Below are 25,107 nucleotides of genomic sequence, written 5' to 3'. Positions count from 1 at the left end.
AATGCTGCAATTCGAAAACGTTTCCACTTTTTACGGCAAGATCCAGGCCCTGCACAGCGTCAACGTGGAAGTGCGCCAGGGTGAAATCGTCACGCTGATCGGGGCCAACGGTGCCGGCAAGTCGACCCTGCTGATGACCTTGTGTGGTTCACCCCAGGCCCACAGCGGCAGCATCCGCTATATGGGTGAAGAACTGGTGGGCCAGTCGTCGTCACACATCATGCGCAAGAGCATTGCGGTGGTGCCGGAAGGCCGCCGCGTGTTCTCCCGCCTGACCGTGGAGGAGAACCTGGCCATGGGCGGATTCTTCACCGACAAGGGCGACTACCAGGAGCAGATGGACAAGGTGCTGCACCTGTTTCCAAGGCTCAAGGAACGCTTCAACCAGCGCGGCGGCACCATGTCCGGCGGCGAGCAGCAGATGCTCGCCATCGGCCGGGCGCTGATGAGCAAACCCAAGCTGTTGCTGCTGGACGAACCGTCCCTGGGCCTGGCTCCGATCATCATCCAGCAGATTTTCGACATCATCGAACAACTGCGCAAGGACGGTGTGACGGTGTTCCTGGTGGAACAGAACGCCAACCAGGCGCTGAAAATCGCCGACCGTGCCTATGTGCTGGAAAACGGCCGGGTGGTGATGCAGGGTACGGGCGAGCAGTTGCTGACCGACCCGAAAGTGCGTGAGGCGTACCTGGGCGGTTAAGAAACGCCTCTGAATGTGGGAGGGGACTTGCTCCCGATTGCAGTGTGTCAGCCAAGAAGTACTTAGCTGAACCACCGCTATCGGGAGCAAGCCCCCTCCCACTTTTTTTGCCCTGCCTGAAATTATTTCCGGCTGGCGTGTAACGAAATTCATCGTGCTACCTCTAGTGGGGTAAGCGGGCAATCAAGCCCGCCACAATCATCCACTGCTGGAGATACACCATGACCACTAAAACCCGTTCGCTGTCCGCCGCTACCCTCGTCCTGGCCCTGGGTTCAGCCCTGAGCCTGTCCACCCTGGCCACCACCGCCCATGCCGCCGACGACATGCAGAAATGCTTCGGTGTCGCCGAAGCCGGCAAGAACGATTGCGCCGCCGGTGCCGGCACTACCTGCGCCGGGACCTCCAAAGTCAAGGATCAGGCCAATGCCTGGAAACTGGTGCCTGCCGGCACCTGCGCTAAAACCCCAAGCTCCACCTCGCCGACCGGTTTCGGCCAGGAAGCTGCCTTCACCGCCAAATCCTGAAACCCGGCACAACCTGAGTCAGGATCATGACGCTCTCACACCCACACACGGTCTTGTCCGCTCAGGTGCCCGGCCTCCCCCACAGGGCCGGGCTGGGGCTGAAGAACGAGCATTTCATCGAAGTGCTCGAGACCTCGCCCGACATCGGTTTTTTTGAAGTACATGCCGAAAACTATATGGTGGCCGGCGGCCCGTTTCATCACTACCTGGGCTTGATCCGCGAGCAGTACCCACTGTCATTGCATGGCGTGGGCCTGTCCATCGGTGGCGAAAGCCCGCTGAACCGTGAGCACCTGGCACGGTTGGCTGCGCTGATCGAACGCTATCAACCCCAGTCCTTTTCCGAACACCTGGCCTGGTCCAGCCATGGCCCGGTGTTTCTGAATGACTTGCTGCCCCTGGCCTATGACACCGCGACCCTGGACCGGGTGTGCGAACACGTCGATCAGGTACAGAACGCCCTCAAGCGCCCCATGCTGTTGGAGAACCCGTCGACCTATCTACAGTTCCGGCGCTCGACCCTGGACGAGGCGGACTTCATCAGCGAAATCATCCGACGCACGGGCTGCGGCCTGTTACTGGACGTCAACAACGTCTACGTATCGTGCATCAACCACCAACGCGACCCGCTGGCCTACCTCAACGCACTGCCATTGCATGCGGTGGGTGAGATCCATCTGGCCGGTTTTGCCGAAGACACCGACAGCCTGGGCGATCGCCTGCTGATAGATGATCACGGCGCGCCCATCGACAACGCGGTATGGCAGTTGTACGAGCAGGTGCTGACGCGGACCGGCCCGGTTGCCACGCTGATCGAGCGGGATAACCAGGTACCGGCCTTGCGCGTGCTGCAAGCCGAAGCGCAACAGGCCGACTGGCATCTTTCGCAGGTCACCCCATGAGCCAGCACAATGCGTTTACCCAGGCCCTGCTCTCACCTGACCTGGCCTGCCCCGATGGCCTGTTCAGCAGCAACGGCGCCGACCCGGCGAGCCGCTTTGTGGTCTACCGCAACAACGTCCATAGCTCGTTGATCAATGCACTGGTAGCGGCTTACCCGGTGACCTTGCAATTGGTGGGCGAGGCGTTCTTCCGTGCCATGGCGGGCCTCTTCGTACAGGCGTGCCCGCCCACCAGCCCGCTGATCAGCGAATACGGCAGTGCATTTGCGGCGTTCATCGAGGACTTCGAGCCGGCAGCTAGCGTGCCTTATCTGGCCGATGTTGCGCGGCTGGAACGGCTGCGGGTTCGTGCCTATCACGCCGCCGATGCCACGCCGATGGATCGACAAGCCATTTTGCTCGCACTGCAAGCTGAAACCGAATTGGGCAGCCTGCGCCTGCAACTGCATCCATCCCTCGCCACGCTGGATGCTGCCTACGCCATCGTCGGCATCTGGTCGGCGCATCAGTGCGAAGAGGCCATTGCCGACTTCAACCCCTGGCACGCTCAAAGTGCGTTGGTTTTACGCCAAGGACTGTCAGTCAAAGTCTTCGCGATCGACCCAGGCACGGCTGCGTTCATCGACCACCTGAACCAGGGCGTGGCGCTTGAAACGGCGGTGGAACACGCCCTCCAGGTGTCGGCCGAATTCGACCCGCTCCCCTGCCTGAACCTGCTGATCAACCACGACGTCATCACTCACTTGCACACCAAACAAAAGGTTTCACCATGAACACATCCTCCTCTTGCCTGATTAAACGGCTCATCGCGATATTCGAGAAGATCCCCTACAGCGTGATCGCCTTTCTCGCACGCTTCTCCATCGCCGCCGTGTTCTGGAAGTCCGGACAGACCAAGGTCGAAGGCTTTGCCATCGACCTGATCAGCGGCACCTTCCAACTGGGCGAGCCGCGTCTTGCCGCGTCCACCCTGCCGCTGTTTCGCAGCGAATACCACGTCCCCTTGCTGTCGCCGGAAGTGGCCGCACACATGGCTGCGTTTGCCGAGCACTTTTTCCCGATCCTGATTCTGGTGGGCGTTGCCACGCGCTTCTCGGCGTTGGCGCTGATTGGCATGACACTGGTCATTCAACTGTTCGTCTACCCGGAGGCGTACCCGACGCACGGCACCTGGATCGCGATATTGCTGCTGCTGGTCGCCCAAGGCCCAGGTCGCCTGTCCATCGACCACTGGATCGCCCGCCGCTACCGCTGAATTCGGTCGAGGGCTTCGCCGCTGCGCTTGAACCACTCCACCAGGTAATCGGCCAGCACCTGGGTACGACGCGGCAGCCCACCCTGGTAAGGATGAACCAGGTACATGGGCATACTCCGTGTGGAATAGTCACGCAGTAGCCAACGTAAACGGCCGTCAGCCAATTCAGCGGGTAACACGTAGGACGGCAGCCGCGCGATGCCCGCCCCCACCAGGGCAGCCTTTTTCAGCAGGTTGTAGTGGTTGGAGGCAAAGGTGCCGCTGACCCGCACCCGCAACAGCTCATGCTGCTGGTGATACAACCATTCCTCACGCCCGCTGTAGTGGCTGTTGAGCAGGCAGGTATGCGCCGCCAGATCCGCCGGGGTCAGTGGCTCACCGTGCTGTTCCAGATAGGCTGGGCTCGCGCAGGTCATCTCGTGCCAGGCCAGCAATGGCTTGGCAACCAGGCGTTCATTCTCGATGGCGCCCATCCGTACCCCCAGATCAAAGCCGTCCCGGGCCAGGTCCCGGTAGCTGTTGTTCAGCTCCAGCTCGATCTGCACCTGCGGATATTGCTGGGAAAACTCCAGCAGCAAGCCATCAAAGAAGGTTTCACCCAACGACACCGGAACCGTCATACGTACCGGCCCGGCGAGATCGTCCTTGAGCCTCGCCAATGCCTGACGGGCGCGTTCCACTTGCACCACCAGCGCCTGAGCCTGAGGCAACAATGCCGCGCCGGCCGCGGTGAGGCTGAGCTTGCGGGTGGTGCGATGCAGCAACACCACGCAAAACTGCGCTTCCAACTGGCTGATACGCTTGGACAACTGCCCCTTGCTGCACCCCAGTTGCTCGGCCGCCACCGTAAAGCTGCCGGCTTCGATCAGCACGGCAAAAGCTGCCAGGTCATCCATCTCGCTCATGGATTGTTTCCATTTGAAAACCAAAGGTTGCCTATTAGCGCGTTTATCCACTCGAAAAGCCATCTTAGACTGGATGCGAACCCTACATTCAAGGAAACCTGCACGATGAAAATCCTATTGATTGGTGCCAGCGGCACGGTCGGCTCGGCGGTCAAGGCGGAACTGGCGCAGCGTCACGAAGTGATCAGCATCGGTCGCAGCAGCGGCGACTTCCAGGTGGATATCAGCGACAGTGCGTCGATCCGCAAGCTGTTCAAGCAGACCGGCAGATTCGATGCGTTGGTCTGTACCGCAGGCAGTGTGAACTTTGTAGCGCTGGGTGAGATGAGCGAAACCGACTTTGAACTGGGCCTGCGTGACAAACTGATGGGCCAGGTCAACCTGCTGCTGATCGGCCGTGAATACGCCAACGACGGTGCCTCGTTCACGTTCACCAGCGGCATCCTCAACCGCGACCCGATCCGCACCGGGGCCTCGGCGGCGCTGGTCAACGGCGCACTGGATGCCTTCGTCAAGGCCGCCGCGATCGAGTTGCCACGCGGTTTGCGCATCAACTCCGTCAGCCCCACCGTCCTGCTGGAAGCCATGGGCAGCTATGCGCCTTACTTCCGTGGTTACAAACCGGCTCCCGGCGCAGATGTGGCACTGGCCTACGCAAAAAGCGTCGAGGGACTGCAGACGGGGCAGACGTTTATCGTCGGCTGATTTTCAAGTCTGTAAGAATCGCCTGAAGCTGGGCGCTGGACTTGTGATGCAGCGCCAGCCTGCGTAACGTGACGGCACTTGTCTGGAGACCCGATAATGCGCGCCGCCCGTACCCTCGTTCTGTTTGCCTTGCTTCCCTTGTTCGCCGCTTGCCAGATGTTCGAAAGCGAACCGGCCAAGCCGTCTACCGCCGGCCTGACCCGTATGCAGGGGGCGTTGACGGCAGTGGGCGGCAAGCTGTTGTTCCAGCCGTGCAACGATCAACGCAACTATGTGGTCAACGACACCGGTGGCACCAGCGTCCTGCAGGAAGCCGCTTCACTGGCCGGCCAGCAAGGCGAACTGTTTGCCGACTTGCGTGGCAAGTTCTCCGGGGTTGCCAGCGGCACCCAGGGTTCGGTGGAACTGCAACAACTCTATCGCGTCGAGCGTTCTACCTCGGCCTGCAACGATCCGGACTTCAAGCGCACGATCCTGCGCGCCAGTGGCCATAAACCCGCCTGGACGATGAACGTCACCGCCAAGGGCATGGTGCTTGAACGCGAAGGCCAGCCGCCTTTGGCCGTGCCTTACGTCGAAGAACAGATCGGTGATGGCCGCTTCAACCTGATGACCGAAGCCAACAACCAGCACGTCGAACTGTGGGTAGCCCCGCAGCGTTGCGTCGACAGCGCCAGCGGCAGCCTGCAGCACATGACCGCCGAACTGCGGGTCAACGGCCAGGTACAGCGTGGTTGCGCGGCGTTTGGTGGCTCACGGGACGACTGATTCGGCCCTGCGCTGTTTTAACCTGACGGAAACCTGCCATTGGGGCTTATAATCGCCGGTTTGCAAAACAGCCGGCCTCCTTGCCCGCCGCCTACCGGACCCTGTCATGTTACGAATCACCGAACTCAAGCTGCCCATCGACCATCCCGAAGAAGACCTGCGGCCAGCCATCGTGCAACGCCTGGGCATCGCCAGTGATGACCTGCTCGATTTCACCCTGTTCAAGCGCAGCTACGACGCCCGTAAAAAATCGTCGGAGCTGTGCTTCATCTACACCATCGACCTGAACGTGAAAGGCGAAGCCGCCCTGCTGCTCAAGTTCGCCGACGACCGCAACGTCAACCCGGCGCCGGATGTCAGCTACAAGGTGGTCGGCCAGGCGCCGCAAGACCTGAGTGAACGACCGATCGTGGTGGGCTTTGGCCCTTGCGGCATCTTCGCGGGCCTGCTGTTGGCGCAAATGGGCTTCAAGCCGATCATCCTCGAACGTGGCAAGGAAGTTCGCCAGCGCACCAAGGACACCTGGGGCCTGTGGCGCAAAAGCGTGCTCAACCCGGAATCCAACGTGCAGTTCGGTGAAGGCGGCGCCGGCACCTTTTCCGACGGCAAACTGTATAGCCAGATCAAGGACCCGAAATTCCACGGCCGTAAAGTGCTGCACGAGTTCGTCAAGGCCGGCGCGCCGGAAGAAATCCTTTACGTCAGCAAGCCGCACATCGGGACCTTCCGCCTGACCGGCGTGGTGGAAAACATGCGCCAGCAGATCATCGCCCTGGGCGGTGAAGTCCGCTTCGAACAACGCGTGACCGACGTGCTGATCGAAGAGGGTCAGTTGAACGGTGTGGTGATCGATGGCGGCGAGCAGATCCTGTCCAAGCACGTGATCCTCGCCCTCGGCCATAGTGCCCGCGATACCTTCCGCATGCTCCACGAACGTGGCGTTTACATGGAGGCCAAGCCGTTCTCCGTCGGGTTCCGTATCGAACACCCGCAATCGCTGATCGATGCCGCGCGCCTGGGCAAGTACGCCGGGCACCCGAAACTCGGCGCCGCCGACTACAAGCTGGTGCACCATGCCAAGAACGGCCGCTCGGTCTACAGCTTCTGCATGTGCCCGGGCGGCACGGTGGTCGCCGCGACGTCCGAGCCACACCGCGTGGTCACCAACGGCATGAGCCAGTACTCGCGCAACGAACGCAACGCCAACTCCGGCATCGTGGTGGGCATCACGCCTGAAGTGGACTACCCAGGTGGCCCGCTGGCCGGGATCGAGTTGCAGGAGCGCCTGGAGTCCCACGCGTATATTCTCGGCGGCAGCAACTATGAGGCGCCGGCGCAGCTGGTGGGCGACTTCATCGCCGGCAAACCCTCCACGGCCCTGGGCAGCGTCGAGCCGTCCTATAAGCCCGGCGTATCGCTGGGCGACCTGGCCTTGGCGTTGCCGGACTTCGCCATCGAGGCGATCCGCGAAGCCTTGCCCGCCTTCGAGAAGCAGATCAAAGGCTATTCGCTGCACGATGCGGTGCTGACGGGTATTGAGACCCGCACCTCATCGCCGTTGCGGATTACCCGTAACGAGTCGATGCAGAGCTTGAACGTGAAGGGCCTGTATCCAGCCGGCGAAGGCGCCGGTTACGCCGGAGGGATTCTGTCGGCGGGTGTTGACGGGATTCGGATTGCCGAGGCGTTGGCGCGGGATATGTTGGCCAGCCAAGGCTGAAGTTGCGAGTTTTTAGCTGAAAGCTGCAAGTTAAGCCGGTGTTCTTTCTTGCAGCTTTTCAGCCCTTCTCAGATGTTGGCGCGCAGGATGCTATCCGGCAATGGCTCGCCGCGTTCGACACTGGCCGCAACGGCCGCCATCAAACCCTTCAATTCATAGCCCTGAGCCTCAAGCCAAGCCTGATCGTAATAGGTAGTGGCATAGCGCTCACCCCCATCGCACAAGATCGCCACGATCGACCCCGACTCGCCTGCCGCTTTCATCTGCTGCGCCGCCATCAGGGCGCCAATCAGGTTGGTCCCGCTGGAGCCGCCGACCCGCCGCCCCAAACGTTCGGCCAGATAATGCATGGCCGCCAGCGACAGGGCATCCGGTACCTTGACCATCGCATCAATCACCTTGGGCAAAAACGACGCCTCGACCCGTGGCCGACCAATCCCTTCGATCCGAGAGCCACAGTCCAGGCGCAAACTGGCATCGCCGCTTTGATAAAAGTCGAAAAATACCGAGCGTTCGGCATCTGCACACAGCACGCGGGTGCAATGCTGGCGATAACGCACATAGCGCCCCAGAGTTGCGGTGGTGCCGCCGGTGCCGGGGCTGGAAATCAACCAGCTCGGCTCGGGGTGATGCTCGAAGCGCATCTGCTGGAAGATCGATTCGGCGATGTTGTTATTCGCCCGCCAGTCCGTGGCCCGCTCGGCGTAGGTGAATTGGTCCATGAAGTGGCCACCGCTTTCCTTCGCCAGGCGTTCGGATTCGGCGTAGATCTGCGTCGGGTCCTGTACCAGATGGCTCTTGCCACCATAGAAGGCGATCTGGGCAATCTTTTCCTGGGACGTGGTCGCCGGCATGACCGCAATGAACGGCAGGCCGAGCAGACGGGCGAAGTAGGCTTCCGAGATCGCCGTCGAACCGCTGGAGGCTTCAATCACCGGCGCACCCGGCTTGAGCCAGCCATTACACAGCGCATACAGGAACAGCGAACGGGCCAGCCGGTGTTTCAAGCTGCCCGTGGGGTGGCTGGACTCATCCTTGAAGTACAACTCGATACCCGGCAGCCCCGGCAATGGCAAAGGGATCAGGTGCGTGTCGGCGCTACGCTGGAAGTCCGCTTCAATGATGCGAATGGCTTCACGGGCCCAGGTACGGTGGTCACTCATAAGATGGGTCTCTAAGGATTTCAGCCCGAATCTTAAGGGGTTTCCTACACTGCACACAGATACAGTGACGACTCAATTAGACACACAATTGCTAGGCTTTGGCGGCCTGCCGATCCTGAGCGCCGCTTATAACAAATAAGAATATAACTTTTGTTTTAACAACTAACGGTACGGGTTAGGGTACCCATCTATTGAACCTTGAATGGGAGAGCATCCCTTGCCTCTGCGTAGCACTTTCACCCGTTTCTTCCAGCTGGAAGCCGCCAGCGGCCTGTTGTTGATCGCCGCCGCCGCCCTGGCGCTGATCATTAACAACTCACCGTTGTCGCACCTGTATAACGCTTTTCTTGACGTACCAGTGGTGGCACAGGTCGGCGCGCTGAAAATCGCCAAACCCGCCCTGCTGTGGATCAACGATGGCCTGATGGCTCTGTTCTTCCTGCTGATCGGCCTGGAAGTGAAGCGAGAACTCCTCGACGGTCACCTGTCCAAGCCATCGCAAGTGGTATTGCCCGGTGCCGCCGCCATCGGCGGCATGGTCGTACCGGCGCTGATCTATTGGGCGATCAACAAGGATTACCCCGCCGCGATGTCCGGCTGGGCGATCCCCATGGCCACCGATATCGCCTTTGCCCTGGGCGTCCTGGCGCTGCTGGGCAAGCGCGTGCCGGTGTCGCTGAAACTATTCCTGATGACCTTGGCCATCATTGATGACCTGGGCGCCATCATCGTCATCGCGCTGTTCTACTCCGCCGATCTGTCCGGTGCCTCCCTGGCAGGTGCGGGCGCTTGCCTGATTGCCTTGATCGCCATGAACCGCCTGGGTGTGATCAAGCTTGGGCCCTACCTGATCATCGGCCTGATCCTGTGGGTCTGTGTGCTCAAGAGTGGCGTGCATGCCACGCTGGCCGGTGTGACCCTGGCATTCTGCATCCCGATGCGCACCAAGAATGCCGAACCCTCGCCCCTGCTTACCCTGGAGCATGCACTGCATCCGTGGGTGGCCTACGGCATCCTGCCATTGTTCGCGTTTGCCAATGCCGGCGTGTCCCTGGCGGGCGTCAGCCTGGACAGCTTCACCCATCACGTGCCCATGGGTATCGCCGCAGGCTTGCTGATCGGCAAGACCATCGGCGTATTCGGCCTCACCTGGCTAGCCATCAAGACCGGCCTCGCCGCCCTGCCCAGTGGCGCCAACTGGGGCCAGGTGTTCGGTGTAGCGATCCTGTGCGGCATCGGCTTCACCATGAGCCTGTTCGTCGGTTCCCTGGCCTTTGTGCCGGGCGCCAGCGAATTCGCGGGTGAAGACCGAATGGGGATCCTGACCGGGTCGATCCTGGCGGCGTGTATCGGCTATGCGGTAACGGCCATGACAAGTCGCAAGAAAGCCTGAGCCCTTTGCGGGAGCCGGTAATCGGCTCCTCCTTTCCCTTCTACTTATTCAGCTCATTCCTCGTCACTTCGCAGATCTAACCTACATCCCCCCTCCTCGGCTTGCCATAACGTCGCGCTTCCGACTTTTGCGTCGGACCTCGTTATGCACAAAGCCAGGAGGGCGCAATGAAAAACAAGGATGTAATGGTCTGGCGATGCTACGGGACTGGAACCGGTGGCTATCGGCTACTGGAACCCATGAATGAGGCGGAACTGGCAGCCCGTGAAGCGGCACAGCAACAAGACCTTAGCGTGATGATCAACCGACAGGTCACGCTGGAGGCACTTCTTGAAGTTAAACCACCGCCCACGCCGCCGCCCAATCCAGGCTGCGTATTTACCAAGTCCTGCCATTTGCCGGACGCCATCATCGACTATCAAGATCCAACCGGTCATGTGCCACTGGATCGCCTCAGCGATTATGGCGAATTCGCACTCTTGGGAGGGCGCGAATCAGACGACTCAGGCCTGCTGCCCCTTGGCAAGATAAGTGGTAGCCCACTGCCTGCGGGGCTTGGGGCGCTGGCGTTGGGTGGTACTGCGACAGCAGACAGCCTGGCGGCAATCGCCACGGCGAGCGCCGGCACCCTAGGTACAGCATTTCTGGCAGGCGTCATCGCCTTGGTCTGGCCTTCCAGCCTCGGTGACAGCGCGCTCTACACCGAGGAGCAACTGCGCGCCATGACGAGGGCGCGAACACGGCTTCGCTTGCACATCGAGCAACAAGACGACGGTGCACTCAAGGCGTATGCCTTCTACACCGGGAAGCATCGCGACTGGGAGATGGTCGATGTGGTGCAGTTTCAGATGCGTGAAACGCAATACGTGGCCGACTTGGGAGACAGCGTCGAGTTGATCTGGACACCCGCCATTGACCCCGCGAACACGCTTGGCATACCGCAACTGGAGGCAGCGCCATCCACACCACACATATGGGTGTACCCCGCGAACGAAAAAGCCGCGAACATCATTGTCGACCCGATTTATCCACCGGATTACAAAGATTTTATTCTGGTGTTCCCAGTAGGCTCGGGCGTTAAACCGCTTTATATCGTCGTAAGCTGGAAGTATGAAGACGCGCCCTATCACAGCAAGAAGGGAAACTCGGTTAAGAGCAAAAGGCCGGAAAACGGATTAGATTCACTAAATAATTCGATAGAGGTTAATCCTCCTAATTCTCGTAGACGCATAGCTATTGATCCACATACCAAAGAGTTCGTGGTAATTGACCGCACTGCCGAAGGTGCATATCACGCCCACGTAAGACCGTGGGGTGAGCTGAGGCAAGATATGAAAAATGCCCTGATCAAGTCGGGGAAAACTAACCGAAAAGGTAAAATTTTGGGAGACAGCAAATGACCATGCGATACCACGACCCGTCCTTGGACCGCGATGAAGCCGTACGCTTTTTAGCTACCCCAGATCCAAACAAAGTGACAGAAGCACTGATCTCAATTGGGTTGAATGAAATGGACTCAACATGGGCTCAAGAAACCTGCCTTCAATTTGTCACCAACCCTGACGATGACATCGCATCAGCCGCCATCATCGCAATCGGCCACATTGCACGTAGGTTCGGTGAAGTAGAAATAACCAAAATTTCTGCATCATTCGAACAGGCAAAGCGTAGATCCCCTTCTCTATCTGGCGTAGTTGACGACGCACTTGGCGACATCGAGATGTATACATAGCCATTAACCGGCTACCCGACTGAGGGTGTTCACAGTGGCACCGGATAAATGAAAATGCGTTATCACGATCCAGACTTGAGCCATGACGAAGCCATAAGGGACCTCGCCACCGGCGACACTGAAAAAGCAACGACGGCGCTGATTTCCATCGGGCTTAACGAAACAGATGGTACCTGGGCTCAAGACACGTGCCTGACGTATGTTAAGCGTGACGACTCAATGATTGCATCGGCGGCGATTGTTGCAATTGGGCACATCGCACGTCGATTCGGAGCGCTGGACATGACCAAGGTCTCTCCAGCATTGCAGCAGGCAGAGCGCAAAGATCCCTCCCTTAGAGGAGTCATAGGAAGTGCACTCGACGACATCGAGATGTTCACCTAGGCCCAAGCCGCTACGCTGCCGGGTATTGCTTAACAGTGGCGCTGCGCAACCACAGCGCTATCTACCCATACCCTTGCTCCAATCCCCTAAAGACTTCCCCCCTGCCGCCGATTATCTGTTGTGGCGATCTCGCTGTCCCTCCTAGGGACACCCGCTCCACCTTGTTCTCCAACGCGTCTCCAGCCCGAGCGACAATCCCATGTTCCTGAGAAATATAAGAATCGCAGCCAGGGCCTTCATCGGCTTCGCTGCTATTGCGTCACTGAGTGTGTTTCTCGGTCTGTTCGCCCTCAAGCAGATCGGCGAAGTGCAGTCCCAGGCTGCCGACATACAGAATAACTGGCTGCAGCGGGTCCGGCTGCTGGCCCTGGCCAATGCTTCGCTCGACCGTTTTCGCCTGGGGGAAATGGCGCACATCCTGTCCTCTAGCGATGCAGACATGCAGACCTACGAAGAAAAATCCGCCGGCCGCCTGAAAGCGGTCAAAGAGCAGTTGGCGCAATACGCAGCCCTCCTGAACACCGCCGAGGAAAAATCTCGTCTCGATGTGTTCAACCAGAGCCTGGACGCGTATGCGCAGAACCACACCGAGATGCTCAAGCGCTCACGTTCAGGCGACAAGGCCGGCGCCCGCGACTTTCTCAACAGCATTCGAGAAAGCTACGAGCACATGACCAAGAACTTTGACCAACTGATCGACCTCGCCAACAAAGGCGCGGAACAAGCCGGCCTGACCTCCGTGGATGCTTATCAACACGCCATGAAAGGCATCGCGCTCGTCATCCTGCTGGTGAGTGGTGGCACCGTACTGGTTGCCTGGCTGCTGACCCGAAGCATTACCCGCCCCATCAATGAAGCGGTGCAGGTCGCCGAAACCATCGCCAAGGGCGACCTGACCCAGCCCATCAACCCGACGGGCAATGACGAGGCCACTCGCCTGCTCAGGGCGCAGGAGACCATGCGTAACAATCTGGTGCAGACTTTGCGGCAGATTACCGGCTCATCCAGCCAACTCGCCGCAGCCGCCGAAGAACTGAATGCCGTGACCGCCGAAGGCAGCCGCGACTTGCAGCAGCAACATGGCGAAATCGAACAAGCCGCCACTGCCGTCACCGAGATGACTACCGCGATTGAGGACGTCGCCAGGAACGCGGCTTCAACCTCCGACCTCTCCCAAGAGTCGCGCAGCATTGCCTTGAAAGGCCAGCAGCGCATGGTCGAAGCCCTGGATGCCATCCAGGCCCTGACCCGTGGCGTTGAAGTCAGCTCCGAGCAAGTGGGCAGCCTGGCCGAACAGGCCAAGGATATCGGCAAGGTGCTGGATGTCATCCGCACCATCGCCGAACAAACCAACCTGCTGGCGTTGAACGCGGCCATCGAAGCCGCCCGTGCCGGTGAAGCCGGTCGCGGTTTTGCCGTGGTTGCCGACGAAGTTCGCGCCCTGGCCCATCGCACCGCTCAATCGACCCAGGAAATCGAGCAGATGATCGGCAGTATCCAGTCCAACACTGCCAGCACCGTCAAGACCATGCTCGACAGCAGCAGCATGACCCAGCAAACCCTGTCACTGGCCGAGCTGGCACAACAGGCACTGGCGGATATCCTGATGGCCAATAATGAGATCAACGACCGAAACCTGGTCATCACCACCGCTGCGGCCGAGCAAGCCGACGTTGCGCGGGCGGTTGATCGCAACTTGCTGAATATCCAGCAGTTGTCGATTCAATCCGCGGAGGGCTCGACCCAAACCACCAGTGCTTCCCAGTCCCTCGCCAGCCTGGCGCATGAATTGAATACGATGGTGAAGCACTTTCAGGTCTGAAATCGGGACGCAGAAAACCAAAAAGCCGCCTCGGTCTAAACCGAGGCGGCTCACTTTTCAGACTCACAAACGTTGGCCACCACTCGTCACCGAACCTTGCACGCCCCCTTGAGCGACGGTAGGATTTCGCCCATGTCATCGCGTCCTATGAGTATGCGGAGTCCAGCTTAAAATCTGCTTCGCAATAAAAAACCGCCCTACTAAGGCGGTTTTTTATTGCCTGCTTTTTCGTCATTTACGAAAAGCCTCACGCTTGAACGTTTCTCATAAAAAGTCTCGCACCAAGATACAAAAACCCCAACCGGTCACCCGGTTGGGGTTTTGTGTTTCTACAACCGATGCTTACTGAGAAACGCGGCTTTGACCGTTAACGCTCATGATGCGCACGCGTTGGCCGATGCGGAAGATTTCATTCGGGTCAACGGCCTGGACGTAGGCGCGCATGCTGCCGTCGTCTTCGCGAACGGTGATTTCGACGCCTTGGGTGCGGGTCAGGCCTTCTTCGGCGGCGGAACCCAGCAAGCCGCCGGCAACGGCACCGATAACACCGGTGACGATACTGCCACGGCCACCGCCGATAGCACTGCCGCCGACGCCACCCACCACTGCACCGGCCACGCTGCCGATTGGGGTCTTGGTGCCTTCGATTTTCACTGGACGCAGGGATTCGATGGTACCCATGCGAACGGTCTGTACACGACGCGCGTCATCACGGGAGTACGAGTCGCCGGTCAGACTCGAGGCGCAGCCACCCAACAGCAACGACAGGGTGGTAAAGCAGGCAACTAGTAAAACGGACTTACGCATAGCATCAACTCCAAAGGACAGGGTTTCATTAAACGCTGCGACTCGACGCCTGTCACGGCAAGCCGGGCAGAAAATTGCTTTCATTCAGCCTGAGTACAGACTGCCAGCACCATAGAAACCGACGAATGGTAGCATTTACGCTGTTCCAAGAGAGCGTTATGGACGCGTTCATCCGTGTTGCGGCACGCTCGAAAACACCTGAAGCCTCGTGATTCGAGGCTTCGGCGTGGAGGATCGAGCGTCAGGAAGAAAAAGCTCAGGGAGCCAGGCGCTCGCGCACCCAGTCGGTGCCTTGCAGGCGATAGTTCAGGCGGTCATGCAGGCGGCTGGCGCGGCCCTGCCAGAACTCGATGCGTTCCGGCAAAAGCCGGTAACCACCCCAATGCTCCGGGCAATCGGGCTGGGTATCGCTGAAGCGTTGCTCGGTGGCCTTGAGCAAGTCCTGCAGTTCTTCGCGGTCACGAATGACCTTGCTCTGCGGGGACGCCCATGCCCCCAGGCGGCTGCCCAATGGGCGAACCTGGTAATAGGCATCGGACTCCTCCGGCGTGACCTTCACCACCCGCCCTTCGATACGCACCTGGCGCTCCAGGGTCGGCCAGAAGAACGTCATGGCCGCAAAGGGCCGCGCCGCAAGTTGTTCACCCTTGGCGCTCTGATAATTGGTGAAGAAAGTAAAGCCCTGCGCATCCAGGCCCTTGAGCAGCAGGATGCGACAGTGCGGGCGACCTTCCTGGTCAACCGTAGCCAAGGTCATGGCATTGGCCTCCACCGGTGGCTGCTCGGTTTTCACCGCATCGCCAAACCATTGGTGGAACAGGGCAAACGGCTCGTGCGGAGCCTGGGCCTCACTCAAACCGTCCCGTGTGTAGTCACGGCGCATATCGGCCAGTGCCTGGGTCATGCGGCTTTATCCTTCTGGTTCAGCGAATCAGTTTTTTGCCTGGTCGTTCGAAGCCGGTGCCGCGGCTTTGGCTGCAGGCTTTTTGGCTGCAGGCTTGGCCGCAGCTTTCTTGGCAGCAGGTTTGGCGGCCGCTTTCTTGGTCGAAGCCTTTTTCGCCGGCGCTGCTTTTTTAGCGGCCGGGGCCACGGGTGCCGGAACGTCCTGCACAGCGATCATTTCAGCCTTCGGCGGGTTAGCCGAGTTGTACTTGCTCAGCAAGGCCAGCATGGTGGTGCGCTGGGTGAACATGATTTCCATGCGACGGTTCAGGGCGCGGCCCTGGTTGCTGTCGTTGGCGGCACGCGGCATCAGGTCACCCATGCCACGCAGCATCAGGCGGTCTTGCTTCAAGCCGCTGAGGCTGAAAATCGAGGCGATGGATTGTGCGCGTTCCTTGGTCAGGGCCTGGCTTTGCGGTTCGGCACCGTTGGCGTCGACGTGACCCAGTACCAGCACGGCGGTCTTCGGGTCGCCCTCTACGGCCTTGGCAACACGGGTGAATGGGCCCAGGGTCACCGGCAGCAGCATCGCCGGGCGTTTCGGGTTATAGGACCCGTCCACCGGCGCAATGATCACCAACACGTTGTCACGGCGCTCAAGTTGCAGGTTGCTGTCTTTGATCGCGGTGCGCAGGCGCGGCTCGTAGTCGTCGAGCCAGGCTTGGGTGATTTTCGGGTCAGGCATCGGCACGTTGGTCACATCGACCTTGGCCAGTGGTTTTGGCTTGCTTTCGAACGGCCACCACCAGTGAGCTTCGTCGGTCTTGGCAACGGCAGGTGCTGCAGCCGGGGTTGCTGCCGGAGTGGCGGCCTTGAGGTCGGCCTTCAGGTCGGCCTTGGCGTCCGCAGCTTTTTCGTCGGCGCTTTTGGAAAAGAACGGCCACCAGCTGGAACCGGTCTCGGCCTTGGCTACCGGGGCAGGCGCTGGAGCGTCGGCTGCAGCGGCCACAGGTGCGGCAGGCTTGGCGCCGGCGGCAGGCTTGGCATCCGGTTTGGCGTCGGTTTGGCTCACTGCGTCCTTGGTAGCAGCCTTGTCAGATCCAAATGACCACCAATGCCCACCTTCGGCATCATTCTGTGGAGTTTGTGCGCAACCAGTAATAGTGAGGCACAGCGCCAGTGCCAAGGACTTGTTCGATAACATGAGATATCCACAAAATGAGAAAAAACCGGAGGGTCTGGATGACCCGTTAAACAGACACTTAATGAACATTTAAGTTACGTCATTTCGTTCAGCGTCTTCTTATACGTGCCTTTGTAACAAAAAATTGTGAAACAGCAAGCGGTTTACAGACAACCGGCCAATATTCCGACCAACTTCTGCGCACGCGGGTCCATAAGTACATAGGGCCCCAACGTATTAGTCACAAAACCGAACGCTACATCATGTTCCGGATCGGCAAAACCCACCGAGCCTCCCGCCCCAGGGTGCCCAAACGCACGCGGGCCAAGGCCGAAGCTCGCGTTGGGCAACTGCGGTTGATCCAACATGCAACCCAGGCCGAAACGGGTTTGGGTCAATAAGGTTTTATCCGGCCCGATACTGTGTTCACGGGTCAATTGTTCGAGCATGTCGCTTTCCAGCAAACTACCGTCCAACAAACCGCTATAAAACCCTGCCAGGCTTCGTGCATTACCGTGACCATTTGCCGCTGGCTGCTGCATGCGTCGCCATTCAGGCTTATTAGTGCTGGTGAGAATAGAGGGTGGATTGGCGAATGCACGCGTTGTCAGTGCCGCAGGTTCGCGCATCATTACTTGCAACAACCTTTGTGCCGCTTCATCGCCCATGTTGCCTTTGCTGCGCGCTATATGGGCGACACGATAAAACTCTGCGTCCGCCAACCCCACATGGAAGTCCAGGCCCAACGGTCGTGCAACCCGCGCCACGATGGATTCCCCAGGCCCACGCCCATCGGCGCGGCGCAGCAGTTCGCCTACCAGCCAGCCGTAGGTGATAGCTTCATAGCCATGCCCTTGGCCGGGCGTCCACCACGGGGCCTCGGCTGCCAGGGTGTCGACCATCAACTGCCAGTCATACAGGGCTTCGGCAGGCAGCATTTCGCGGATCGCCGGCAACCCGGCCTGGTGACTGAGCAACTGGCGAAGGGTAATCATCTCCTTGCCCGCCGCGGCAAACTCGGGCCAGTAATCGGCCACGGGGGCATCCAGCTTCAGCTTGCCCTCGGCCACCAGTTGCAACGCCGTGACGGCGGTGAAGGTCTTGGTGCAGGAGAACAGGTTGACGATGGTGTCGCTGTGCCAGGCCTCGGCCCCGTCCTTGTCGGCAGTGCCGGCCCACAGGTCGACGACGGTTTCGCCACCGATCTGGATGCACAGCCCCGCACCTCGTTCCTGCGGGTCATCGAACAACGCGGCAAACGCTTCGCGTACCGCTTCGAACTGGAGTTCGTAATGACCCTGAATCTGCACCTGCGCGCCCTCGAAAAACACCGTAAAAAGTGGCCGACATTGTTCCAGCCATTGTGGCTTTTGTGAACCCGTCAACGCTCAATCAGTGACCATTTCCAGAGTGCCCGCCGGCATGCCCGGCGCCCTGTCCCGCACCTTTGCCGTCGTGCCCCGACTTGCCGCCTTCACTTTCACGCACTGCGCTGTCCGCCTTGGCTTTCAGCGCCTCCTTGCCCAGTTGGTCGACGGCCGCCAGGTTACTTTTACGCACACTTTCGACAAAACCCTGGTACGGCACGTCAGTGATGCCGACGAGGCCGAAGTGGCCGTTCTCCCCGTCCAGCAGTCGGCCGGTCACCGGTTGATCCAGGTACTGGAACCAGTGCACACCGACAATCGATGGTTCAGCCATGGCCTGCTTGAGGAAGGTGCCGTACGCCGAGCCGCGGTCTTCTTCCTTGGCCAGTTGCGTTACGCCACCCCAGAACGGCCCCCGGTCCGCCGAGCCGAAATTGAACTCCGTGATCAACACCGGCTTATCCAGAGCGCGCAAGGCGGCGAAGTCATAACCGTCCTGAGGCTTGAGCGTGTACATGTTGAAACTCAGCACATCGCAATACTGGGCGCAGGACGCCACGGCTTCCGGGGTGCTCACGGCGTAACGCCCGCCCAGCAGCAACTGGTTGGGCGCGTGCCATTTCAGCGAGTCGGAAATGGTCTTGAAGTAGGCGTCGGCGAAGGTCTTCTGGAAATATTTGAAGTCAGCTTCGATTTCCGGGTGTTCAGGGCTCGGCAGCGGCGGCTCGAAACCGGGATCTTCCATCAGCTCCCAGCCGGACAGGTGGATGCCCCAGGCTTTCGAAAGCCCCTCTTCGTTGCGGTACTTGTCGCGCAATTGCTTGAGGAACGCACGCTTGGCCGGTACGTCGGTGGTCATGCGCAACGTGCCGTAGGCCAGGGCGTAACGCGCCTTCGGGTCATCCCCCGGGCCGGCCCAGGCCAGTTCGTTGTCGGCGAAATAACCGATCAACCACGGGTCATCACGATGATCGCGGGCGGCAATGGCCACGGCACGCTCGGTGGCCATGGCGAAACGCGGGTCGAACGGATCGGGCATGCCGCCCCACCAGTCGGTGCCAGTGCTGATGCTGGCATAATCACCGACGATCGACAGCGGCAAGGTGTAAGGCACGCGGTCGGCGCTGGCCAGGTCCGGGTCGCTCCAGTTGCCCACGGTGTTGAAACCCCAGGCTTGCAGGCGATCCAGGGTGTGGGTCACCCAACGCTTCTGGTCGAAACCTTGGGTATCGTAGGTCCGTTGCAGGTTGGCGCCGTAGAAATCGTACCAACGCCCGGCCGCGAAGCCGCGCCCCTCGCCCGAGCCGTTGCCGGTGCGGTTATCGGCGCTGCCGTAGTACTTGTCGAAGGGCTCGCCGGCCTTGGGCAACGCGGCGAACATCCATTCACGGCCAGCCACGTAGGTCTGGCTGTTATCCGGTGCGACGGTGTTGACGCCCAAGGAGTAGAACGGGTGACCTTCCGGCGTCACCAGGTACCAGCGCCCGTCGCGCTTCTCGGTGCGGAAAAAGCCGCTGGCCTCGAATGCCGGGCCTTTGTTCCAGCCGCCGTAGCGGTCCAGGGACGCTTTGTCACGCTCCGCCAGCCAGCCCTTGAGTTGCTGCTGCTCCTTGGCGGCCGCGGCCTTGAGTTGCTCGTCGCTGCCGACCTTTTCCGGCCAGCGCGCACGCGTGGACTGGCCATAGGCATCCACCAGGTCACTGTAGGCCGCCTTCAATACCGGCTCGCTGTCCTGCACACCAAAACGTTCCAGCAGGATACTTTGGGCCGCATTGGGCTTGATCATCGACAGTGTCACCGATGCCACCTGGCTGCGGTCGACGTCACCGGCGCTGGCGGCGAGCAGCACACGCTGGCCGTCCACGGTGATCGGCATCGGCGGGCCGGCCTTCATGCCCTGGCTCAGCGGCGAATTGGCCTGCAACGGGATCAACAGGGTCTGGGCCGGGCCGGCCGGCAGATCGATACGGCTGACCAGGGTCTTGCCATCGGTACTCTGCACTTTGACGTAGAGCGTCAATGCCCAGTCCATGGCGCTTTGGATGCGCAGGCTCATGGCACTGCTCTGGGACCAGTCCCAGACGCCGGACTGCGGGCTGAGCACCAGGCTCGGTTCAGCGGCGGGGTTGAAGGTGATGCGGCGCAACACCTCGCCTTCGGGGGTTTGCTCGGCGTTGTATTGCGGCAGGCTGGCGTCCTGGGTCGCCACCTTGACCACGTCGGCAGGCCGGACGAAGTTGAACAGCGTTTGTTGCCCGGCAGGCGCGGCCATCAAGGGCGCAGCGAACAGCAGGGCAAAAAGGGCAGGCAGCGTGCGAATCATACGAACAAGGCTCTCCAATCGGCCGGTGAATGGCCTGATGACTTAAATCGACAGCGACGACATAGACCACGAAATGGGCGAATTCGCCCACAGTGGCTTAAGAAATTTCGCGCCTGAATGGTGGCAAGGCATTCAGAATGGCCTTGCCGTAGCGCTGGGTGACCAGGCGACGGTCAAGCAAGGTGATGGTGCCCCGGTCCTGCTCCGTGCGCAGCAAGCGCCCGCAGGCCTGCACCAGTTTGAGGGAGGCATCCGGCACCGAGATTTCCATGAACGGGTTGCCGCCCCGGGCTTCGATCCATTCTGCCAGGGCCGCTTCAACCGGGTCATCCGGCACCGAGAACGGGATCTTGGCGATGACCACGTGTTCGCAATAGGCGCCGGGCAAGTCCACGCCTTCGGCGAAACTGGCCAGGCCGAACAGCACGCTGGAATCGCCGCCATCGACCCGGGCCTTGTGTTTGTTCAGGGTTTCCTGCTTGGACAGGTTGCCCTGGATAAACACCTGCTTGCGCCAGTCACGATCCAGGCCGTCGAACACATCCTGCATCTGTTTACGCGAGGAGAACAGCACCAGGGTGCCACGTGAACCCTCTACCAGTTCCGGCAGGTCACGGATGATCGCTGCCGTATGCCCTGCCGCATCCCGTGGGTCGGCCTTGAGGTCCGGCACCCGCAGCACACCCGCATCGGCGTGATGGAACGGGCTCGGCACCACTGCGGTGACGGCTTTTTTCGGCAGGCCGGCGCGCATGCGGAAGCGGTCGAAGGTGCCAAGGGCGGTCAGCGTGGCCGAGGTCACCAGGCAGCCGTAGGCCACGTTCCACAGGTTGCGGCGCAGCATTTCGGCGGCAAGGATGGGGCTTGCGTTGACCTCGATATCGAACAACGCACCGCTTTCCGACAAGGTGAGCCAACGGGCCATGGGCGGGTTGTCTTCCGGGTCTTCGACGGTAAAGGCGGTCCATAACTCCCAGTTGCCCTGGGAACGGGACAACAGGCTGCCAAACAGGGGGTACCACTCTTCGGCCTGGTTGCTGGCGATCCCGATGTTGACCTCGCCATCCATCCCCTCCTTGAGCAAATCGGTCAGGCGGGTGAACAGGTCAGTCAAGCGTGAAAAGCCCTTTTTCAGTTCGATGCCCATTTCGCGCATATGCTCGGGGATCAACCCGCCGACAAAGCGATGGCGTGGGCGCTCGCGGCCCTCCACGTCTTCGCCGGGCTTGAAGTCGGCGACCTGTTCGCAGGCGCTGAACATGAATTGCTGCTGGGTCTTGATCTCCCGCGCCAGCTCCGGCACCTGTTCGATCAACTTGCCCAGGTCGCCAGGCAACGGGTGCTGGGCCAGCAGCTTGGTGAGGTTCTTGGCGGTGGTTTCCAGCCAGTCGGCGGTGGAACGCAGACGCGTGTAATGGGCGAAGTGGCCGATGGCCTTGTCCGGCAGGTGGTGGCCCTCGTCGAAGACGTAGAGCGTGTCGCGCGGGTCCGGCAGCACGGCGCCGCCGCCCAGGGCCAGGTCGGCCAGGACCATGTCGTGGTTGGTGACGATCACATCGACCTTGCCCATGCCTTCGCGGGCCTTGTAGAAGGCGCACTGGCCGAAGTTGGGGCAATGACGGTTGGTGCACTGGCTGTGGTCGGTAGTCAGGCGTGCCCAGTCGGCGTCTTCCAGGGCGGTGGGCCAGCTGTCGCGGTCGCCGTCCCATTTGTTGCCGGCCAGTTTCTCGATCATGCTGGTAAACAGCTTCTGGCTGGCTTCATCGACTTCGATCTTGAAGCCTTCTTCTTCGAACAGTTGCGCAGTGGCGGTTTGGGCATGGCCTTCCTGCAACAACACGTCGAGCTTGGACAGGCACATGTAGCGGCCACGCCCTTTGGCCAGGGCGAAGCTGAAGTTCAAGCCGCTGTTGCGCATCAGGTCGGGCAGGTCTTTGTAGACGATCTGTTCTTGCAGGGCGACGGTCGCGGTGGCGATCACCAGGCGCTTGCCGGCGGCCTTGGCGGTGGGGATCGCAGCCAGGCTGTAGGCGACGGTCTTGCCGGTACCGGTTCCGGCCTCGACGGCCACGACCGCAGGCTCACCTTCGCGGCGGCCTTCGTCGTCGGTGTCGATATCCCCGAGGACCTTGGCCACTTCGGCGATCATCAGGCGCTGCCCGTACCGCGGTTTCAAGCTCTTGGCTTCGAGAAAACGCGAATAGGCGCCCTGGATCGTGGTTTTGAGTTCAGTGCTGATCATGAATAGTCGGGCGCAAAAAACGCTGGATAAATTTTCAGTGGTTCGGATCGGCCGCTATCATAACCCGCTAATTAATCCCGCGCAGAACGGAGTACCACAATGACCGTGTTTAGCCTCGCTTATACCCTGCATGTATTGGCCGCCCTGATCTGGGTCGGCGGTATGTTTTTCGCCTGGATGATCCTGCGTCCCGCCGCCATGGCGGCACTTGAGGGCCCCGCCCGGCTCAAGTTGTGGGCAAATGTGTTTCAACGTTTTTTTGTGTGGGTCTGGGTCGCGGTGCTGGTTTTGCCGATCAGCGGTATCGGCCTGCTGCAACTGCGCTTCAACGGCTTTGAGACGGCGCCGCGCTATGTGCAGGTGATGATGGGGTTGTACCTGGTGATGACGGCACTGTTTATCCGTATCCAGGCACTGAAGCTACCGTCATTGCGCGCGGCGGTGGCCGCTGAGGACTGGCCGGCGGGCGCAGCGGTGTTGGGGCAGATCCGCAGGCTGGTGGGCATCAACCTGATCGTCGGGTTGGTGGTAGTGGCGATCGCTTCGGCCCGGCCGCTCCTGTAGTGAGCGGGCTTGCCCGCGCTGGGCGGCGAAGCCGCCCTAAAACCAGACACCTCGGTCTCTCTGAAACACCGCGGCGTTCTTATTGGGGCGGCTTCGCCCCCCAGCGCGGGGCAAGCCCGCTCACTACAGGCGTTGGATGGTGACGGTACCTGCGGGCCCGGCCGGCCCCGGCTGGCCTTCCAGCCCTGGCCGGCCCTTGTCGCCACCCTCGGCGCGGTACACCAGGCAGCCTTTGGCTTGCCCACCTTTGCCGGGTTTGCCTGCCGTACCGGCCGCGCCACCCGCCCCGCCATCCACCCAGACCTTGATCTGTTGCGCCGGGTAGCTTTGCGGCAGCTCCACTCGCACCTGCGCACCCGCCGCACCCGGCAGGCCATCGCCACCGTTATCACCGTTGGCCCCGCGCCCGGCCGAACCCCAAGTACAACCCGGGTCCACGCCGTTGGCGCCATCCAGGCCGGCATAGCCCTGGGCTCCGGCGCCACCCCGCGCATCCACCGACAACTCGTCGGCGGTCAAGGCATCGATGCGCAAGGTCAGGTCACGCCCCGCCTTGGCAGGGCGCTCATGGGTGCCGGGGGCGCCGCGCGAAGTGATCTGGCTGCCATGCTCCAGTTGCGCGTGGCGTACCTGCAATTGCAACCCTGTATTGCCCGGGGCGATGGCGATACGGGCCTCACGCCCCAAGTGCAGTTCATCTACCGAAACCTGGCTGATAGAGGCCGGAATCAATAGCGTGCCGTAGTCCGCCACACTCAAGCGCTCCAGCTGCAAAACGCTGGTGCTGCTGGGCAGACGCATCAAGGAATTGGTTTCGACGCTGACGCTCTGGGCCAGAGCAATGGGGCTGGCCAACAAGGCCAACAGGAAAACCTTACGCATGAATGGCCTTCTTATTTTGTGCATGGACGGACGCACAGTAACGACTTCTACAGGCGATATGCCAGTGAAGGATAAAAAAAGCCGTGATTTCGACGAAGATCGCCAGCCAGGCCCCTGTGGTTGACACAGGGGCCTGGGCTGTCAGCGGTTGATCTGGATTTCCACGCGGCGGTTCAAAGCGCGGCCTTCAGCGGTTTTGTTGTCGGCCACCGGATGGCTTTCACCCGCACCGCTCACCGAGACGAAATTGCTGCGCGGCACGCCCTGGCTGATCAAGTACTCGACGACCGAATGCGCGCGTTTTTCCGAGAGTTTCTGGTTGTAGGCGTCTTTGCCGACACTGTCGGTATGCCCGCTGACGCGCAGTTGCGCACCAGGCGCTTCTTTTTTCAGGCGAGTGGCAATGACGTCCAGCTTGGTTTTGTCCGCGGCGGTCAGCTTGGCCGAATCGAACTGGAAGTGCACATCACGGATCACGATGGTTTCTTCCTTGACGACGACCACCTCCTCCACCACCGCCGGCTGCACGACAGGCGGGCAACCATTGGCATCGACCTGTACGCCTTTAGGTGTGCCCGGGCACTTGTCGCGGCTGTCCGGCACCCCATCGCCATCTTCGTCGCCATCGCCGTGCACCCAGCAATAGGCACCCGCCATACCGCCGACCAGCAGTGCACCATAGCCTGCGTAGGCCGAGCTTTCAGTTGCACCGATAGCCGCACCGGTCACGCCACCGACGGCGGCACAAGTGGGCCAATCGGTTTTTTGCAAACCTGCGCAACCTGTCAATACTCCGGTTAGCAGAACCAAGGGTAGAGCTGTCCGCATGATGCTCATCTGATTTCTCCTGAGGGGATCGGCGGGGGCCGATGGGTGGA

24 protein-coding genes and 1 pseudogene are annotated in these 25,107 nt (G+C 60.6%); 15 read left to right on the top strand and 10 right to left on the bottom strand.

The genetic code is table 11. The features are described from left to right. Position 1 precedes the first annotated feature (1 nt). From JBE38_RS17865 to JBE38_RS17845, 5 genes are all read left to right on the top strand, one after another. A complete protein-coding gene (locus JBE38_RS17865; RefSeq protein WP_161549746.1) occupies positions 2-703 on the top strand; it encodes an ABC transporter ATP-binding protein in 702 nt (233 codons plus the stop codon). A gap of 221 nt (positions 704-924) precedes the next feature. Next, positions 925-1,230, top strand: a complete 306-nt coding sequence (locus JBE38_RS17860; RefSeq protein WP_090366333.1) for a BufA1 family periplasmic bufferin-type metallophore — start codon at positions 925-927, stop codon at positions 1,228-1,230. A 23-nt stretch (positions 1,231-1,253) separates the two neighbouring features. Next, positions 1,254-2,132, top strand: coding sequence for an MNIO family bufferin maturase (gene bufB, locus JBE38_RS17855; protein WP_090366335.1), 879 nt, complete (start codon positions 1,254-1,256; stop codon positions 2,130-2,132). After that, the gene (locus JBE38_RS17850) at positions 2,129-2,905 is read left to right on the top strand and encodes an HvfC/BufC N-terminal domain-containing protein (RefSeq protein ID WP_205344782.1); all 777 of its coding nucleotides are present in this window, start codon (positions 2,129-2,131) and stop codon (positions 2,903-2,905) included. Before bufB ends, JBE38_RS17850 begins: the two co-directional genes overlap by 4 nt. Next, the gene (locus JBE38_RS17845; RefSeq protein ID WP_205344781.1) at positions 2,902-3,387 is read left to right on the top strand and encodes a DoxX family protein; all 486 of its coding nucleotides are present in this window, start codon (positions 2,902-2,904) and stop codon (positions 3,385-3,387) included. Before JBE38_RS17850 ends, JBE38_RS17845 begins: the two co-directional genes overlap by 4 nt. Here JBE38_RS17845 and JBE38_RS17840 read toward each other — a convergent pair. Beyond that, positions 3,378-4,292, bottom strand: a complete 915-nt coding sequence (locus JBE38_RS17840; protein ID WP_161549748.1) for a LysR family transcriptional regulator — start codon at positions 4,290-4,292, stop codon at positions 3,378-3,380. The two genes, JBE38_RS17845 and JBE38_RS17840, sit on opposite strands and share 10 nt — an antisense overlap. A gap of 105 nt (positions 4,293-4,397) precedes the next feature. Here JBE38_RS17840 and JBE38_RS17835 point away from each other — a divergent pair, with 105 nt between their 5' ends. The 3 genes from JBE38_RS17835 (at position 4,398) to JBE38_RS17825 (ending at position 7,485) form a co-directional block, all read left to right on the top strand. Further along, positions 4,398-4,997 carry a short chain dehydrogenase gene (locus JBE38_RS17835; RefSeq protein ID WP_205344780.1) on the top strand — a complete coding sequence of 200 codons (600 nt, stop codon included), beginning with the start codon at positions 4,398-4,400 and terminating at the stop codon, positions 4,995-4,997. A gap of 96 nt (positions 4,998-5,093) precedes the next feature. Continuing rightward, on the top strand, positions 5,094-5,765 hold the full coding sequence (locus tag JBE38_RS17830; RefSeq protein WP_090366341.1) for a COG3650 family protein: 672 nt from the start codon (positions 5,094-5,096) through the stop codon (positions 5,763-5,765). Between the two features lie 106 nt (positions 5,766-5,871). After that, on the top strand, positions 5,872-7,485 hold the full coding sequence (locus tag JBE38_RS17825) for an NAD(P)/FAD-dependent oxidoreductase (RefSeq protein WP_205344779.1): 1,614 nt from the start codon (positions 5,872-5,874) through the stop codon (positions 7,483-7,485). Between the two features lie 68 nt (positions 7,486-7,553). Here JBE38_RS17825 and JBE38_RS17820 read toward each other — a convergent pair whose 3' ends face one another. Continuing rightward, complete coding sequence (locus tag JBE38_RS17820; protein ID WP_205344778.1) at positions 7,554-8,648, bottom strand: PLP-dependent cysteine synthase family protein; 1,095 nt, start codon at positions 8,646-8,648, stop codon at positions 7,554-7,556. A gap of 217 nt (positions 8,649-8,865) precedes the next feature. Here JBE38_RS17820 and nhaA point away from each other — a divergent pair, with 217 nt between their 5' ends. From nhaA to JBE38_RS28065, 6 genes and pseudogenes are all read left to right on the top strand, one after another. Then, positions 8,866-10,041: a Na+/H+ antiporter NhaA gene (nhaA, locus tag JBE38_RS17815; RefSeq protein WP_205344777.1), complete on the top strand. Its 1,176-nt coding sequence runs from the start codon at positions 8,866-8,868 to the stop codon at positions 10,039-10,041. Between the two features lie 167 nt (positions 10,042-10,208). Next, positions 10,209-11,441 carry an S-type pyocin domain-containing protein gene (locus tag JBE38_RS17810; RefSeq protein ID WP_205344776.1) on the top strand — a complete coding sequence of 411 codons (1,233 nt, stop codon included), beginning with the start codon at positions 10,209-10,211 and terminating at the stop codon, positions 11,439-11,441. Further along, positions 11,438-11,773 carry a hypothetical protein gene (locus tag JBE38_RS17805; RefSeq protein ID WP_090366347.1) on the top strand — a complete coding sequence of 112 codons (336 nt, stop codon included), beginning with the start codon at positions 11,438-11,440 and terminating at the stop codon, positions 11,771-11,773. The genes JBE38_RS17810 and JBE38_RS17805 overlap by 4 nt, the downstream gene beginning before the upstream one ends. A gap of 48 nt (positions 11,774-11,821) precedes the next feature. Further along, positions 11,822-12,157: a hypothetical protein gene (locus JBE38_RS17800; protein ID WP_205344775.1), complete on the top strand. Its 336-nt coding sequence runs from the start codon at positions 11,822-11,824 to the stop codon at positions 12,155-12,157. 199 nt (positions 12,158-12,356) lie between these two features. Next, positions 12,357-13,121 (top strand): annotated as a pseudogene (locus tag JBE38_RS28070) (MCP four helix bundle domain-containing protein); the annotation flags it as partial. Beyond that, positions 13,116-13,979, top strand: a complete 864-nt coding sequence (locus JBE38_RS28065) for a methyl-accepting chemotaxis protein (protein ID WP_372241694.1) — start codon at positions 13,116-13,118, stop codon at positions 13,977-13,979. The pseudogene JBE38_RS28070 and the gene JBE38_RS28065, both read left to right, overlap by 6 nt. A 342-nt stretch (positions 13,980-14,321) precedes the next feature. On the opposite strand, the gene JBE38_RS17790 is transcribed toward JBE38_RS28065, so the two are convergent. From JBE38_RS17790 to dinG, 6 genes are all read right to left on the bottom strand, one after another. Then, entirely contained in the window at positions 14,322-14,786 is a 465-nt protein-coding gene (locus tag JBE38_RS17790) for a glycine zipper 2TM domain-containing protein (protein ID WP_060753814.1), read from the bottom strand. Positions 14,787-15,042: 256 nt separating this feature from the next. Continuing rightward, positions 15,043-15,690 carry a pyridoxamine 5'-phosphate oxidase gene (pdxH, locus tag JBE38_RS17785; protein ID WP_205344774.1) on the bottom strand — a complete coding sequence of 216 codons (648 nt, stop codon included), beginning with the start codon at positions 15,688-15,690 and terminating at the stop codon, positions 15,043-15,045. Positions 15,691-15,717: 27 nt separating this feature from the next. Then, positions 15,718-16,872: an OmpA family protein gene (locus JBE38_RS17780; RefSeq protein WP_205344773.1), complete on the bottom strand. Its 1,155-nt coding sequence runs from the start codon at positions 16,870-16,872 to the stop codon at positions 15,718-15,720. A 143-nt stretch (positions 16,873-17,015) separates the two neighbouring features. Next, the gene (locus JBE38_RS17775) at positions 17,016-18,161 is read right to left on the bottom strand and encodes a serine hydrolase (protein WP_205344772.1); all 1,146 of its coding nucleotides are present in this window, start codon (positions 18,159-18,161) and stop codon (positions 17,016-17,018) included. 82 nt (positions 18,162-18,243) lie between these two features. Further along, the gene (locus JBE38_RS17770) at positions 18,244-20,541 is read right to left on the bottom strand and encodes a beta-galactosidase (protein ID WP_090366354.1); all 2,298 of its coding nucleotides are present in this window, start codon (positions 20,539-20,541) and stop codon (positions 18,244-18,246) included. Positions 20,542-20,638: 97 nt separating this feature from the next. Continuing rightward, entirely contained in the window at positions 20,639-22,783 is a 2,145-nt protein-coding gene (gene dinG, locus JBE38_RS17765) for an ATP-dependent DNA helicase DinG (protein WP_060753818.1), read from the bottom strand. A gap of 99 nt (positions 22,784-22,882) precedes the next feature. Between dinG and JBE38_RS17760 the strand changes: the two genes are divergently transcribed. Then, positions 22,883-23,347 carry a CopD family protein gene (locus JBE38_RS17760; protein WP_060753819.1) on the top strand — a complete coding sequence of 155 codons (465 nt, stop codon included), beginning with the start codon at positions 22,883-22,885 and terminating at the stop codon, positions 23,345-23,347. A 123-nt stretch (positions 23,348-23,470) separates the two neighbouring features. Here the strand turns inward: JBE38_RS17760 and JBE38_RS17755 are convergent, their stop codons facing one another. Together JBE38_RS17755 and JBE38_RS17750 are read right to left on the bottom strand one after the other, a co-directional pair. Continuing rightward, entirely contained in the window at positions 23,471-24,229 is a 759-nt protein-coding gene (locus JBE38_RS17755) for a collagen-like protein (protein WP_198762059.1), read from the bottom strand. A 141-nt stretch (positions 24,230-24,370) separates the two neighbouring features. Then, a complete protein-coding gene (locus JBE38_RS17750) occupies positions 24,371-25,066 on the bottom strand; it encodes an OmpA family protein (protein ID WP_060753821.1) in 696 nt (231 codons plus the stop codon). Positions 25,067-25,107 lie beyond the last annotated feature (41 nt).

Source organism: Pseudomonas sp. ICBG1301 (genome assembly GCF_016918385.1).
GTDB lineage: Bacteria > Pseudomonadota > Gammaproteobacteria > Pseudomonadales > Pseudomonadaceae > Aquipseudomonas > Aquipseudomonas palleroniana.
Note: the sequence above shows the minus strand (reverse complement) of the source record. Positions and strands in the feature narration are given on the sequence as shown.